17 protein-coding genes are annotated in these 14,080 nt (G+C 44.9%); 5 read left to right on the top strand and 12 right to left on the bottom strand.

All coding sequences use genetic code 11. From position 1 onward, the window contains the following. Positions 1–85 precede the first annotated feature (85 nt). The 4 genes from M3636_RS05180 to M3636_RS05165 all read right to left on the bottom strand — a co-directional run bounded on the left by M3636_RS05180 (position 86) and on the right by M3636_RS05165 (position 3,613). Positions 86–1,012: a sigma-70 family RNA polymerase sigma factor gene (locus M3636_RS05180; protein ID WP_251381457.1), complete on the bottom strand. Its 927-nt coding sequence runs from the start codon at positions 1,010–1,012 to the stop codon at positions 86–88. Positions 1,013–1,061: 49 nt separating this feature from the next. Then, positions 1,062–1,508 carry a carboxymuconolactone decarboxylase family protein gene (locus M3636_RS05175; protein WP_251381456.1) on the bottom strand — a complete coding sequence of 149 codons (447 nt, stop codon included), beginning with the start codon at positions 1,506–1,508 and terminating at the stop codon, positions 1,062–1,064. A 97-nt stretch (positions 1,509–1,605) separates the two neighbouring features. Continuing rightward, a complete protein-coding gene (locus M3636_RS05170; protein ID WP_251381455.1) occupies positions 1,606–2,385 on the bottom strand; it encodes a cupin domain-containing protein in 780 nt (259 codons plus the stop codon). 145 nt (positions 2,386–2,530) lie between these two features. Continuing rightward, entirely contained in the window at positions 2,531–3,613 is a 1,083-nt protein-coding gene (locus M3636_RS05165; RefSeq protein ID WP_251381454.1) for a leucine-rich repeat domain-containing protein, read from the bottom strand. Between the two features lie 106 nt (positions 3,614–3,719). On the opposite strand from M3636_RS05165, the gene M3636_RS05160 reads away from it, so the two are divergent. After that, positions 3,720–4,121, top strand: a complete 402-nt coding sequence (locus M3636_RS05160) for a hypothetical protein (RefSeq protein WP_251381453.1) — start codon at positions 3,720–3,722, stop codon at positions 4,119–4,121. Between the two features lie 51 nt (positions 4,122–4,172). On the opposite strand, the gene M3636_RS05155 is transcribed toward M3636_RS05160, so the two are convergent. From M3636_RS05155 to M3636_RS05130, 6 genes are read right to left on the bottom strand one after another with little or no spacing between them, the layout of a single operon-like run. Beyond that, positions 4,173–4,784 (bottom strand): SMI1/KNR4 family protein, encoded by a 612-nt coding sequence (locus M3636_RS05155; RefSeq protein ID WP_353056266.1) that lies wholly within the window; start codon positions 4,782–4,784, stop codon positions 4,173–4,175. Between the two features lie 29 nt (positions 4,785–4,813). After that, positions 4,814–6,115, bottom strand: a complete 1,302-nt coding sequence (locus M3636_RS05150) for a WD40 repeat domain-containing protein (RefSeq protein ID WP_251381452.1) — start codon at positions 6,113–6,115, stop codon at positions 4,814–4,816. A 4-nt stretch (positions 6,116–6,119) separates the two neighbouring features. Continuing rightward, the gene (locus tag M3636_RS05145; RefSeq protein ID WP_251381451.1) at positions 6,120–6,872 is read right to left on the bottom strand and encodes an SMI1/KNR4 family protein; all 753 of its coding nucleotides are present in this window, start codon (positions 6,870–6,872) and stop codon (positions 6,120–6,122) included. Between the two features lie 53 nt (positions 6,873–6,925). Further along, a complete protein-coding gene (locus M3636_RS05140) occupies positions 6,926–7,483 on the bottom strand; it encodes a hypothetical protein (protein ID WP_128101663.1) in 558 nt (185 codons plus the stop codon). Next, positions 7,480–8,136, bottom strand: a complete 657-nt coding sequence (locus M3636_RS05135) for a hypothetical protein (RefSeq protein ID WP_251381450.1) — start codon at positions 8,134–8,136, stop codon at positions 7,480–7,482. Before M3636_RS05135 ends, M3636_RS05140 begins: the two co-directional genes overlap by 4 nt. Positions 8,137–8,168: 32 nt before the next feature. After that, entirely contained in the window at positions 8,169–8,777 is a 609-nt protein-coding gene (locus tag M3636_RS05130) for a hypothetical protein (RefSeq protein WP_128101661.1), read from the bottom strand. A gap of 378 nt (positions 8,778–9,155) precedes the next feature. On the opposite strand from M3636_RS05130, the gene M3636_RS05125 reads away from it, so the two are divergent. The 3 genes from M3636_RS05125 (at position 9,156) to M3636_RS05115 (ending at position 11,427) form a co-directional block, all read left to right on the top strand. After that, positions 9,156–10,142, top strand: coding sequence for a multicopper oxidase domain-containing protein (locus M3636_RS05125; RefSeq protein WP_251381449.1), 987 nt, complete (start codon positions 9,156–9,158; stop codon positions 10,140–10,142). Between the two features lie 52 nt (positions 10,143–10,194). Then, on the top strand, positions 10,195–10,881 hold the full coding sequence (locus tag M3636_RS05120) for a Crp/Fnr family transcriptional regulator (protein WP_128101659.1): 687 nt from the start codon (positions 10,195–10,197) through the stop codon (positions 10,879–10,881). A 117-nt stretch (positions 10,882–10,998) separates the two neighbouring features. Beyond that, the gene (locus tag M3636_RS05115) at positions 10,999–11,427 is read left to right on the top strand and encodes a YlbF/YmcA family competence regulator (RefSeq protein ID WP_251381448.1); all 429 of its coding nucleotides are present in this window, start codon (positions 10,999–11,001) and stop codon (positions 11,425–11,427) included. Positions 11,428–11,584: 157 nt separating this feature from the next. On the opposite strand, the gene M3636_RS05110 is transcribed toward M3636_RS05115, so the two are convergent. Next, positions 11,585–12,310 (bottom strand): ZIP family metal transporter, encoded by a 726-nt coding sequence (locus M3636_RS05110; protein ID WP_251381447.1) that lies wholly within the window; start codon positions 12,308–12,310, stop codon positions 11,585–11,587. Positions 12,311–12,483: 173 nt separating this feature from the next. Further along, on the bottom strand, positions 12,484–13,233 hold the full coding sequence (locus M3636_RS05105) for a YwiC-like family protein (RefSeq protein WP_353056265.1): 750 nt from the start codon (positions 13,231–13,233) through the stop codon (positions 12,484–12,486). A gap of 54 nt (positions 13,234–13,287) precedes the next feature. Between M3636_RS05105 and M3636_RS05100 the strand changes: the two genes are divergently transcribed. Beyond that, positions 13,288–13,989, top strand: a complete 702-nt coding sequence (locus tag M3636_RS05100; protein ID WP_128101656.1) for a Crp/Fnr family transcriptional regulator — start codon at positions 13,288–13,290, stop codon at positions 13,987–13,989. Positions 13,990–14,080: the final 91 nt, after the last annotated feature.

Genomic DNA, 14,080 nt, shown 5'->3' with positions numbered 1-14,080 from the left:
ATGTGAGAGCTGCCGCTTTCTTTAAGTTCATATTCCCTCGCGTTCATATACGTACTTCCTTGATATGATGCTGTTATTCTATATTTCATATGTTCACAAAAATCGATCCCAGTTTCTCCGGGTTCACCATCAGGTACACGCCCCGAATCCGTTCTCCAGACGAGTCGAGCTCCAGACACAGAACCTCTGTTACTTGTCCATCGTCCAGTAAAGCTAACTGAAGCTCTCCATTAATTGGTGTGGGAACCCATTGCCGTGATCGTAAGCGAGTTAGCACTTTGCGTGAAGTAAGTAGTGCTAGTACACCTTTGTACACCTTCATTGATCTCATGACTGTATGCACACGTCCACCGCCATCGGCAGTAAACACAGGCTCTTCAGCCAACATTTCCATCATTGCATTGACATCATAATTCAGAAAAGCGGTAGTGAAACGCTCCAGCATCTGCTCATGAGCCTTATTCGTCGTCTGTGCTCGTGGCACAGAGGATAAATCATCTGGTAAATTCCGCTTCGCACGGCTGAAAATCTGCCGGCAGTTACTTTCACTTTTTCCAAGCCAATCTGCAATCGTCTGATAGTCATACTGAAATGCCTCACGCAGAACAAAAACCGCGCGCTCTGTTGGTGAGAGACATTCTAACATAACGAGGTATGCGTATGAGATCATCTCTTTCTGCTCCACTGCCATTTCTAAGCCAGTTTCCCGATCCGAAAGTGGTTCAGGCAACCATTCTCCGATATAATGTTCGCGTTGATTACGGGCAGAGTTGAGCACATTCAAACTCCGGTTCACCACGAGTTTAGCAATATACGACTTAGGGTTATGAATCACCGTGGAAGGTTGACTTTGAAGACCTGTGAAACAGTCCTGCACAATGTCTTCAGCCTCAACAACACTGCCAAGCATGCGATAGGCGACGGCGAATGCATAAGATTTGTAACGAGTATACAGTTCACCCACTTCCAGAGAAGACAATTCTGTTTCATTGGGGAGTGGTTTGGAATTCATATGAACAGCCTCCTCTGGCAGATGGTTTCGGAACTAATCGAATATTGATTTAATTAAAACATCCCGGATACATGCCTGTTGTAATTGCAATTCGGTTCCAGCTATTAATCGTATTAATCGCCATGATCAGATCCACCAGTTCTGCTTCACTGAAATGCTCTCGGACTTTATTAATCAGCTCTGTTGGCACGCCTTGATGCGAAATCTCAGTTACCGTTTCAGCAAGCTCCAGCATAACACGTTCTTTTTCTGTGAACAAAGGCACTTCGCGCCATACACTTAACAGCAGAATATGATCTGCGTAATCCCCCAATTTCATCAGGTCTTTAGCATGCATATCCAGGCAAAAGGAACAACCGTTAATTTGAGATACCCGGATTTTGAGCAGCTCGTATAATACCTTGTCCTCGATTTGCCCAGATACATACTGTTCAAGTGCCATCATCGCTTTATACGCAGTTGGGTTTACTTTCCTATAGTTCAATCTTAATTTCATTACATTCGCCTCCGTAAATTGGTTTACAACCTGAAGACAAATGAAGAGCTCCATCTGTGACAAGATTCTCATATTTTTTTATAACATTGATGAATGATCAGTACCTCCAACCATTACCAATCAACTGCCGCTGCATCGTATATGGCGTATAGTTTGAAGTCGGCAACATGTAAGACGCGTTGGGCAAATGTTCATAAGCTGGATTCACGGCATCTCCATACGAATGCTCTGCGTGAAGTGAAGTCTGTAATTGGACATAAGGCTGGGCATTTACATGGGGCTGGTTGTTTGCTTGGTTATTCGGTTTGCATACAGCGTTAGGAGAGGTGGAGACACCTGTCACGCAATCCGCGGGTGGGCCAATAAACACGGTCTTCTGGATTGGAGCCAAGGTAGCTTGGACTTGCGCCTCATCCAGACAATAGGTATGAGCAAGTACACTAGGAGGCGTAAGGCGCAGAATATCTGAACCAAAAATAGCTTCAGGCACAGGTGCATCAAAAATCGCCAGTAAGTGAGTATCATCTACAGTAGCAATTTCGTAATGCCACCAGCCTTGTGGTACATTCGCCACTTGACCGGGAGTAATCGGAAAATTCAACAATTCGTTCGTAAAAGGATTGATTAGCGAGACAACAGCTGCACCACTAATACAATAGACCAGTTCAGTTGCATTCTGATGAATATGTGGCTCTACTACGTTGCCAGTGCTGAGAAAAATGTCCAACAATGATGTATTGCCGAGGGTATTGAGCTGTTGGATGGAAAGGGAATTAATATAATTTCGTTCGTCTTTCTTAAATAGTAAATTTTGGTTCACATCATAGGTGAATTCAGTATTCGGTGACGTGTAATCCATATTCGAGGTTGCCAACATTTAACGCCTGCCCTTCATTCTACGGTTAGGTGAAAACCTATACGCCAGCTTATGTCATCAGCCTATATTCGTGAGCCCAATTCTGAACGATAAACAGAAATGACAAAAACCCCTGAATAGAAAACGTCTATTAGGGGTAGCTATGTTACTCTATTTCTTGTTCATCCAGCAGGGCTTCTACACTGAGACCGAGAGAATGTTCACTCAAGCAAACATGTTCTACCCAGTGCATCTGAGACACCACATCAGGAGTTCCTTCAATCAGACTATTGGTGATATTTAGCCACTTTAGTTTCTTCAATTTCTCCAGCTCTGGAGGCAGCTCCCGAATTCCTGAGTAACCTATGTTCAAGCTCACTAGCTCTGTCAGTTCACCAATCTCAGCAGGGATATGTTTTAGCTCCAGTTCCAGCTTAGGCTTGGGTTTCCATCCAGGTTCGACATGATACGCACTGCCACCATAAATCGTAAGCTCCTTGAGCTGAGTAAGCTTCCCAATATTTTGCGGGATCCCCTTCAGATCGGCTGTCATAATGGTCAACTTCTCCAATGCGGTCAATTCGAAGAAAGCCGGGGGAAGCTCACTCACATGTTGCTCAAAAACTTCAAGTTCCTTCAATTGCTTGAGCTCGCGAATGCGATCTGGAATTTCAGACAATAGATAGCCCGTTATATTGAGACGATCTGTCTGGTGTTGGATGGCATCATCAAGGAAGCAATCAAACTGCTCATGCCGTTGTAATTTGAAAAATAAGCCGGGAATGCGCTCCATTAACCCGCTCGCTTCTTCCTCCGTAATTCCCATGCCATACATTCCTTCATGTGCCACGGTATAGAAGTAATCGCTGCCATCTTCTTTAAGAAAACAGAGATCATCTGGTAATGAGGGGTACGACCAATCCCCAAATCGAGTAGCCTCTTGCTTAAGCACTTGCCCAGACTCTGGAGTGCATGAATATATGTAATAACTGCCGCTAGAGTACATCGCATGACTGTCTATCTTACTATTATGCATAAATCGCTCTCTTACCATGATATCATCCATTGTGAAAACTTCGATTAGATAGGGCTCCAATTGTTCTAAAACGTGGGCAACCCGTTCAGGTGTATCATCTAATGCATATTCTCGATCTACGATCAAGAAGCGATCGGTCTTCTCTATCAATTCGTCAATAATCTGATCATAGGCAGTTTCTCTTGGATCGGTATATAAAGATACAGTTGTCATTCACTTCCTCCTCCATTTTTGTCTTCGTACTGAATTTATTTTGTGTCATGAGCATGCATTCAGGCATAGGCTGATATCATCATTCAAACTAATGGGAGGCACAATCATGGTATACGATTTACGCTCTGTTCAGTACCCTTCACCTACAGGGTACCCTTATCCATATTATCCACCACCTCCACCTTATCCCTACCCTTATCCATACCCACCCTTCTTCCCCATTCCGCTCCCCTATCCAATCGGAGGCGGCCCATGGTGGCACGGTGGTTATCCAGGTGGTGGCTATCCCGGTGGTCCTCACGGTGGAGGACCAGGCGGCGGCTACCCAGGTGGCCCTCACGGTGGAGGACCAGGCGGCGGCTACCCAGGTGGCCCTCACGGTGGAGGACCAGGCGGTGGCTACCCAGGGGGTCCTCATGGTGGGGGACCGGGCGGCGGCTACCCAGGGGGTCCTCATGGTGGAGGACCGGGCGGCGGATCTCACGGTCATCGCTTGTTCCAGTGGTAAGGTAATTAATCACAGACAGGTGCTACTTGATGTAGCTCCTGTCTTCGTTCGTCAATAATCGATTTCATCCTTCAAACTGAGATTTCGATTGGATGCTTCAAGTAGTTCTTCGAATGATTCGTTAAGATAATAGACAAAATCCGGATCATGCACATACATAATAATTTGCCCATACTTGCCCTGCTCTGTTGGATCAAAATCCAGCATGATATACAGCGAACCACCTGCCATCGTTGCAAAAGGTATCCACTGCTTATGGAATAAAAATGGTTTAATCTCGGGATCGAGCTTGCGAATCTCTTCCTCAGAATAATGCTCTTCTAGCTTTTCATCCACTTCACAAAAGAATCGTTTGGTCTCACGAATTTCATCCAAGGACATCAGATAGAATGGAATACTCCGTTGCTCCTCTTCATCCCCAGGGTACAACACATGAAATCCGTAACCACTGCCATTTTTACGTTCGTAAAAAGCACGAAAATCCGCTGGCAACTTAATATCAAAATCCGCTTCAAACGCCGCCAAACTCTCCTTGGAGGTACCATCGATCTGTTTATACTGTTGGTACAATTCATTAATCTCTTCATCCACCACTTTAACATCCAACAATTGATGCAAAGCGTCCATTAGTTGATCGATCCTGGAGTGTATATCTGATTTCAACAAAAGTCCTCCTTATTCTCCCTAACGTCCTACCAGCGCATTGGGTTTTCTCCCCGCCATAACACATAACGCTCGCATTCACGAATCGTGCCTGTGCCAATGCCGTAATCGTCCATCCCTTCTGAAGTTAAATCGAGAACATGCAGCATGCCACTGTATGTTCCTACTGCAAGCTTGGATTGATCAGGCGAGACCACGATGGACGAGATTGTACCGCCTACAAAATGACGCCATACCTCCTGTCCCTGAGTGCCTACACAACGTAGATAACCATATGCATCCCCAATCACAATGCCTTGCTTAGTCTCTGCCGAGGCATACACACGTGCATTCTCATCCATAATTGGCCAATCTTCTTTCTTCTCATTGACCTCTACTTCATCCAGCTTAACCTGGATCGTAACACCGTTATAGAAGTGACATGCATTAAACCAAACGGTACGATTATCTTGAGTGAAAATTGCATGATGAGGGTAGCTAATTTCCGGATACAAAGAATACGTATGATCCTGAGTCCGATCCAGTAACATGTGGTTACTCACCTGACTGCCAAAGGCAATCCAGCGTCCATCCCTTGAAACTGCCGCATGACCCATATCAATTTGGGTATCTTCCAATTCATATTCCTGAATCTCCGACGGATCGGGATGAAGCAAGGAAACTTGGGATTGTTCGACCAGATGAACGCCATACGTGGACAAAATAAGAAGAGATTGCCCATCGTTGAATGGGATCAGCTCGATAAGTGAACGTTCCGGATATTCACAATCCGCTAGCGACTCGATCTGAGGAAGCGTGTTATGAAGACTAGACTGAATATCTTCCCAGTTATACATAGCAAGCTCTTGACCTTCCAAATGCCGGTCAGGTCTTCGAATGATTCGAATAACAGTTTCATCCGCAAACGCATAATCCACACCATCCGGTGAGCATCCCGCAAAATGATAATGGGCAGAAGCGATTACTCCTTGTGAATCTGCGGTGTATACGGCGCCATCCTGCGTATGACCACTAATATTAAATAAAACGACATCCTGTGCAATAAATCCAACAACCTGTACTGCCTGCATAACAGACTGAAACTGTTCACTCATAGGCCATGAAGCAGGCGGCAATTCAGCTCGTAGGCGAAGCACATCCTCTTGCGCATTTGCCTGTTTCACCATCTCCCAGACTTCAGCACTAAAACTGGCTCGACCATCATTCTCCAGCTCGGATTCATCTGGGGTCTCACCAGCTATACTTTTGCGTACAAATTCATTCACATGTAGTGCATAACGTCTACCTTCTTGACGCCACTGCTGTGCAATCTTCTCGTTTAACCAACTCAATTAATCATTCCTCCACTCCACCGATATGTACAGGGTGACAATGATGTGCGATTAAGAACAAGTGCAGCTCGTGATCCCTACCTCCACCTGAATCACCTGTTTCTTCGTAGAACATGGCGACTTCTCTACCGTAGGCATAATTAAAACGCAGATAACCGCCTATTGATGCCATAAATAACATACAGGTATGCTCATTCTCCACCACAACATCCCACTTAAATTCCTTTTTACAGCGTTGAGCCAACTCATATAACGAATCACCTTGCTCACCATTCTCAACATGATAAAATGTGTGGTGTCGTAATTCATTCCACGGTTCATAATAATGTGGAGTTAACGGCTTGTCTTGTTGATAATATCCACAGTATATTCGATCTAGCAGTTCACCAAATTCCGCATCCTCACAAGCCCATACAGTAATATGTTCATCATGGCGCGGAAGCCAGAGCAATCCCTCGACCTGAGGGTGTACCGCCAAGAAGTCTCCATCCACTGAACTTCCGATACTCACACATTCCTGTAATTGACGCTGACTAATTGGTGCGTCCTCCGTATGAATCCAGAAGTCATATTCAACAAAAGGAGCTAGCACATCTCGATCGGGCCGCTGTATATTCATCCAGCCGGTGTAAGTGCCCTCCCCGTACTGCTCGAGCCATCTACGATAGGATGAAGGTAATGAGATGTTATGTTGTTCTTCAAAAAGGTTCAGTTCTTCAGCCGTTATGGGCTTCATTGCCTGAGATACGATATACATAGGATGACATCCCCCCATCTTCAGATCATGCTATTTATAGTAGTTAGCCCACCTTACGCCAACTCTTCCTGAACAATCTCCGTTGTGACCCCTTTACGGTTTGTAATCTGAATTGCAAATGCATCATATCCATTACGTTTTACTAAGTCAAAATTCAGATGTTCACCTGTGATCAGTTCATAGGTTCCATCTTCATTGACATCTTCCCCTAACTCATCATCATACGGCACATTATAGAAGGCGGTTAAATACACTTCAAAAATATCCTCTCCTTCTACGTCCAGATAAGGACGCAAAGGCCTGTTTTTAAGCTCATCCTCAGGATACGTTTCACATAACATGGCATCATAGCCATGTTTGGCAGCATCAAAGAGCAGATAACGCTCACCCGTTACGGTATGCTCTGCATACACAAGTAATGGTGTCGAATCCTGCCAGCTTATGAGATCATCGTCGATCAAGTCACCATAATAAAAGATATGGAACTTGTCGTGACCATCTGGCGTTTGTACTTTTCCATTCCACTCTACTTCATGAGCTTGTTCCTTCTTCAAGTTCTGTACCAATCCTTCGAGGTAGGCTGGGCCTTGTTGTACTCCTAATTCATTCATGATCTCGCCTCCGGTTTATTGATTCGAATAGAAACGATCTTACGTTCCTCATCCACTGTTAATTGAACATCCATATGAAGTTGATCCTGGAACAATGCCGTAATATTAAGATACGGGTCACGGGCTGCCTTACTGCTTCCATTGCCATTCGAACGGGTCATGCCTTGATGAATAATGGACTGAACTAATTTGCCATCGCCTTTGCCTGTTTTTTCATATGTATAGATCAGTTGACCATCGTGATTAAACACCTTCACTATAGGTATGAAGTCGTTGGCATTGAGATATTGCTGCTCTTCCTGGACATAGTTCATTGCGTCAGATGAATAATTTATTTGTCCCGCCAAATATGGGTTCGTATCATTCGGCTCAATCTCATATTCTTGGTAGGCTAATTGAAACAGATTTTGAAGACCACTTGTATCCATACGGTAGTAAAATTGACGGTTCTCCTCAGCTTTGTCCATTGCAGCATAACCATTAATTAGTGGCCAGGTCGCATATGATTTGCCGTTCACTTCGATAGCTAAGGCATAGTCTGATAGCACTTTCTCTTTCTGAAAAACACCATAGCTTTGCATGATAAAAAATGCTGGAATACTTAACATAGCGAAAATGAATGCAAAAACAGACAGTGATACTCTTTTTTTCATTCGTAATCCTCCACCACAATATCTCTTGCTTGTTATCCTGTTTTATACTGCAACTTTTTTAGTGTGCGGACAACCTGCGCTCGATTTTTGGCATTTTTCATATAAGCAGGAATCGCATGCGAGGCCGTTTTCATAGGTGAGTTGGCAGGTTTCACTCGCAGATCTGCGGAGATGTATGCAATGAGATAATTCAAATGTTCGCGATTGACTGCCCAGACATGCTTACCTCTTACCTGATCGAGAAAATACAGCTCCATACCAAAGATCGGATCTCGCCCTTCCCGAATTTCTGGATAATACCCTCGATGTGTCTCTCGACGATACAACAGAGCTTGATTGACTTTACCACAATGCGGGCACTCCACATGTGCTGATTGGTGAGGTGTTCTTTTCTCATCCGTGACTTGCACATTGAACCATCGTTCACATAAGACACAAGTTCCCTTAGCATCATAACGATAGCTTGGTTCATCCGCACCTTGAGCATAACAAGTGGAACACGCCCACACCAACCGATCACCAGACTTAGAAATAACCGCATGCCCACCACATTCCTTACATTTTACGTCGATCTGCTTCCCCCGATGAAGTAGATAGTAGTAGTTATACTTATATGCCCCTTCATCTTCGAAACGTTTCATTTCACTTCCACCTTTCACCAATTCTCTATCTAAATTATATGTAACTCAGCTATGTAGTACAAGAAACGCCCTCTTCTATTTCAACATTTTCTCTTTCTATGACTCAAGTGTGTTGCGTATCACACCCGTCCTCATCACATTTATGTACTCTATATATAAAAGAAAAGAATCCTTTAAATTTTGTGAATTAAATCACTAGGAGACGTCTGAAAACTCCGAAAGACGCAAACTTCACCGAATTTTCGTTCCAAGCAAGGAAGGTTTCTGCAGGCGTGCAGGCGCACATCAAGGGAAACTGACGCAGCAGGGGGCGAAAAGGTCGTGAAAGAGGTACTTCAGCGCGTTTTGAGACACGTCCTAAGATAAGGTTGTGCGCCCATGTTCTCTTTAATCCATGTAATGAAATTGTCATTGGTATTTGTTATATTCACAGCTACCCTCGCCCACTGTAGTTCAGACGCAGTCAAGCCTGATCATCATGCTGAAGAGACGGCAACACGAATCAGTCAAGAGCCTGTCGATCCCATTATTCGGCGAGAAGGGCCAAACGTGTACATTGAGATGACTGCTCAAGTCACCGATATCGAAATTTCCAAAGGCGTTATGTACAATGCCTGGACATTCAATGGAACCGTGCCTGGTCCCGTCCTACGAGTAACCGAAGGAGATACACTGATTTTCACATTGAAAAATAAAGATGCCAGCATGCCACATTCGATGGACTTTCATGCCGTGCATGCTTCCCCGAGCAGCAAATTCATTGATGTCATGCCCGGAGAGAAAGGGAGCTTCACCTATCCTACATCCTCGCCTGGTGTATTCATGTATCACTGTGGAACACAACCGGTGCTTGCTCATATCGCCAATGGCATGTATGGCATGATTATTGTTGAACCCAAAGCGGGATATCCTTCTGATCATCTGGTGGATCGGGAATATACCCTGGTTCAGAGTGAGTGGTACAAAGAGCATGACTATGATGCTTTTGTGAATGCAGAACCTAACTATGTCGTATTTAATGGCAATGACTATAGCTTAAAAGAACATCCTTTATTAGCCCAAGTTGGTGATACGGTTCGAATCTATGTGAGCAATGCTGGGCCGAATAAAGTCTCCTCCTTCCATGTTGTCGGTACCATTATGGATCGTGTGTATGTAGATGGCAATCCACGTAATATTCAGTACGGCATACAGACCGTTATGCTACCCGCAAGCGGAGGTGCTGTCGTCGAATTCACGGTAACCGAAGAAGGCGATTATCCTATTGTAACGCACCAGTTCAACCATGTTGCCAAAGGAGCGTCTGCAGTTCTTCGTGTAACGAAGGATGGCACAGATCATGGTGGGCCAGCGATGACACATTAAGACATGACTTGACTGCTTCATACTATTCTGAACAATCGAGGTGATTCACAAGATGATATGTACACATGAAAATCAGGATGCCTGTTTCTCCAAAGTATCCCTGTTCCAGCATCTTGACCCGGCAGATTCCGAATTGCTGCTCTCACTCCTTCACTCTCGGCAATATAACAAGGGAGATTATATCGTTCAGGAAGGTGAGCGTTCAGATACGCTTTATGTGGTTCATCAGGGTTGTGTGAAGCTATCTAAATATACGGAGAATGGCAAGGAGCATATTGTTCGTTTCCTTTTTCCCGGAGATTTCTTCGGACAAGATTCCTTGCTTCATCAGAAGCCTCATCCTGCAAATGCTGAGGTTCTGGAGTCCTCTTCCATCTGCTCTATGAACAAACGTGACTTTGATCAATTGCTTGAGCATGATCCAAAGCTTGCATATCATTTTCTGCTTGCCGTCTCTGAGCTGCTGCGTGATACAGATGAATGGAACATTTCCCTTAGCGCTCTGACAACGGAACAGAAGATCGCCAAGCTGCTGTTGTATTTTCACAGCCGAAATCATGCACAACATGAAATTCGTTTGCCCGTCTTCAAAAAGGATATGGCACTGCTGCTCGGAATTACGCCCGAGACGCTTAGTCGTAAGCTCACCGTTATGCAGACACAAGGGCTTTTGCAGGTTACAGGTAACTGCATCCTTATTCTTCAATTAGAACAACTCAAGGAGAAGCTAACTCACTGAAAAAATAAGAGAATCTCGTTTCAGGTAAGTAATCAATTTCACATGGAATGTGAGTAACGTCACAGTATACAGCTTCATTCCATTATACAGTTAAGGAAAGATCAGGAGGTTGACCACATGAGTACAAATACCGTTGTAAAATTAGATAAACAGCTTATTATGCACAAAATGCAGGAGCTATGCTCCCTTCTATTGCAGGACGAAGGCTATAAAGAAATGCGTGACATGATTGATGAGTTTGCAGCGGATGAACAAGCGACAACCCAATATGAACGTTTTATGGAGAAGCATCAAGCATTGGAAGAGAAAGAGCGGCAAAATATCGAATTGTTGGAGTCCGAAATTAAGGTGTATGAAGAGGAAGAACGCGCACTATATGATAACCCTCTCATTCGTCGATTTATCTATGCACAGCGTGAGTTCAGCCAATTGCACCAGCAGATCAGCAACTATTTTACAAAGTCTGTTGAATTGAACCGCTTGCCTGAATCAAAAGAACTTGTTAAAGAAGCTTGTGGCTGCGGCGGAAGCTGCTCTGGTCACTAATTTCTCCTTGGCCGCTAAATTGCATTAACTCATAAGAAAGAGTATCCGAAACTCAGATCGATCTGAGAGGATACTCTTTTTCTTATCTTCATATGTTGAAGTTATCAGCGTTGATAGTAATAGAGTTTACATTGACCGGATCAGAAAATGTTTAGAGCTAAATGTCCAGTAGCAAGGACACCAGTAATCCCATCGAGGCGATCAACCCCACTACAGGGCCTCCTTCTTCAAAAGCCTCAGGCATCATCGTTGAGCAGAGCATGGCTATAATACCTCCTCCGGCAAAAGCACCAATCGCTGCTCCCATCTCCTTCGGAAGCTGTTCCAGGAACAGATACCCGCCCAAAGCGGCAAGTGCAGAGATTAGCATAACACCGACCCACATCAACAGAATTTTGCCTTTGCTATACTTGCTGTTCTTCAGCCCTGCTGTACTGGATAAGCCCTCAGGAATATTGCTGACAAAGATGGATACGACCAGCACCACACTGACACCTTTACCAGCCAGCAAACTGGCACCCAGCATGATCGACTCGGGAATCGCATCCATCACCGTGCCTGCGAATATCCCGAGCCCACTTTGCTGGCTTGAATCTTTCTTGCTGGAACGTTTCCGATCTGAACCACCTTTGGACGAGATGAGCAGATCAAACAGTGTATATACGACGGCTCCTGCGGTAAAACCGATAGCTGTTGGCAGTATGCCTCCATCGTTTAATGCATCTCCAAGAAGCTCAAACGTAGCAGCACCAATCAGTGTTCCTGTCCCGAAAGCCATAATCCAGCCGATGACCCTTTTCGGAATCTTCATAAATAGTGCTGCAAGCGCACCGATCACAACCGCTGAGGCGGAGATACCGCCCCACATCAATGCAGTCCACATTTGGGCTCGCCCCTCTCTAGTTCCAGATTGTTTTATCTCCCATTAACCCTGGCTTGCAGTTCAAAAACAATCAACAGAACGTGTGGACTTCATTTATAAATGTCAATCCATTGACGGTGTGACGTATATCACCTGATGTGGATACAAATCACGTTATGATAAAATGATGTGATTTACAGCAGGATGAACCAGAGCAGGAACTGTACCGCTCCAATAATTTCGATAATTCCCACCTTCATAGGACGCACTGTTTTACCTGCATATCGAAATGCTCGCACAGCGGAATAGACATAGGCCAGCCCCATCCATGGATACCCAACTGCAGCCGGAATGAACAGCAGTACTACATGGACAAGACGTGACAACCTGATCCAGCGCGGATTGCTACGTTCCCGAAAGACGGATTTCACAAAGAACGTACTTCCTGTAAAATGTAAAAAGGAAAATAACACAACGATGGCCATTCCGTAGTCCCATTCACCGCTGCCAATCAGATAAGCTGCCGCTCCGCCAAGGGAGAAGACCATCATTGCACATAGATCATTGGTCAGTGTCCGCTCGGCCTTATGTCTCACATGCCAGATGTTAACCAGGAGCAACCCAACCAACATGGGGCCAAACCATAACAGCGATGATTGACCAATCACAGCCGGAATGAGACAGACTAGTGCGATCGTGCCGTATATGGCGGCCCATTTATATAAACGCTGCCGATTCGCATTTCGTTTGAGCGATTGCAGCAAAGGATAGGCGGTTAGATACAAGCCAAGCCAGGCAAAGAACAGCGGCACATGAAGCCACTGGGGACTGCTTGCCGCCACACCAACGAGAAAAGGTACGCTGACCATCGCCCATCCACCATGCTCATGGGGAATAACGATTGGATTTGCGTTTGTACCTCCATTGTTTTTCAATTCAATCACAACCTCCTATCAGGTTTATCATTACAAAAAGCTTTACAGAGAGGATGAACTTGTATGACCAGGGTAAACAAAGATAATGCAGCTGAATTTCTGCAGCAATTTCCTATTTTTCAGGATCTGAGCCCCGAAGAGTTAAAACAGGTTGAAGATATCGCCATATCGCGGAGCATCAACAAAAAGGCAGTGATCTTTAGTGAGGGCAGTGAAAAAGAAGCTGTATTCTTCATCCGTACCGGCATTGTCAAGGCTTACAAAACAGATGAGAACGGACATGAACAGATCGTATCCTTTCTCAAAACAGGTGATATGTTTCCACATACCGGATTCTTCAATGCGCATCCATACCCTGCTACCGCTGTTGCGATCACACCGACAAGCCTACTGGCGATTCCCGTCAGACATTTTGAACGGCTCATGCTAAGCACACCTTCAATTGCCATCAAAATCATGCGTGTACTAGGCGACAAAATACGCGAATTACAAGACAAATTACAAGTGCTTTCTGGTCAGGACGTACGCAATCGAGTGCTCTCCTTTCTTCTCATGCTTGCGGAGCAGCATGGTCAGGAGCAAGGGGATAAGATCATCATCAATCTGCCCATGACACACCAGGAGTTCGCCAATTCCATCGGAACGACAAGAGAGACAGCCAATCGACTGCTAAACCAGCTTGCAAAAGATGAGTTTCTTGAGGTTGATCGCAGCCGCATCATCATTCACAACCTGCAAGCTCTAAAAGAACAGCGAGACGCTTGAGTATAACAGCAAGATCGCTTCCTGCATCTTGCTGCTTCTTTGCTGTTCATGGCTTTCTACTTCTTGTTTCTTACTGCTTGCTACTTGCTAC

It is taken from the genome of Paenibacillus sp. MER 99-2, from assembly GCF_023714095.1.
Lineage (GTDB): Bacteria > Bacillota > Bacilli > Paenibacillales > Paenibacillaceae > Paenibacillus.
This window is presented reverse-complemented; position numbering and strand designations above follow the sequence as displayed.

Coding starts and splice junctions, on each gene's coding strand:
- M3636_RS05170 (WP_251381455.1), bottom strand. CDS start 2,385: ATGTTGGCAACCTCGAATATGGATTACACGTCACCGAATACTGAATTC.
- M3636_RS05145 (WP_251381451.1), bottom strand. CDS start 6,872: ATGTATATCGTATCTCAGGCAATGAAGCCCATAACGGCTGAAGAACTG.
- M3636_RS05125 (WP_251381449.1), top strand. CDS start 9,156: ATGTTCTCTTTAATCCATGTAATGAAATTGTCATTGGTATTTGTTATA.
- M3636_RS05140 (WP_128101663.1), bottom strand. CDS start 7,483: ATGAATGAATTAGGAGTACAACAAGGCCCAGCCTACCTCGAAGGATTG.
- M3636_RS05120 (WP_128101659.1), top strand. CDS start 10,195: ATGATATGTACACATGAAAATCAGGATGCCTGTTTCTCCAAAGTATCC.
- M3636_RS05160 (WP_251381453.1), top strand. CDS start 3,720: ATGGTATACGATTTACGCTCTGTTCAGTACCCTTCACCTACAGGGTAC.
- M3636_RS05135 (WP_251381450.1), bottom strand. CDS start 8,136: ATGAAAAAAAGAGTATCACTGTCTGTTTTTGCATTCATTTTCGCTATG.
- M3636_RS05130 (WP_128101661.1), bottom strand. CDS start 8,777: ATGAAACGTTTCGAAGATGAAGGGGCATATAAGTATAACTACTACTAT.
- M3636_RS05175 (WP_251381456.1), bottom strand. CDS start 1,508: ATGAAATTAAGATTGAACTATAGGAAAGTAAACCCAACTGCGTATAAA.
- M3636_RS05110 (WP_251381447.1), bottom strand. CDS start 12,310: ATGTGGACTGCATTGATGTGGGGCGGTATCTCCGCCTCAGCGGTTGTG.
- M3636_RS05180 (WP_251381457.1), bottom strand. CDS start 1,012: ATGAATTCCAAACCACTCCCCAATGAAACAGAATTGTCTTCTCTGGAA.
- M3636_RS05165 (WP_251381454.1), bottom strand. CDS start 3,613: ATGACAACTGTATCTTTATATACCGATCCAAGAGAAACTGCCTATGAT.
- M3636_RS05115 (WP_251381448.1), top strand. CDS start 10,999: ATGAGTACAAATACCGTTGTAAAATTAGATAAACAGCTTATTATGCAC.
- M3636_RS05100 (WP_128101656.1), top strand. CDS start 13,288: ATGACCAGGGTAAACAAAGATAATGCAGCTGAATTTCTGCAGCAATTT.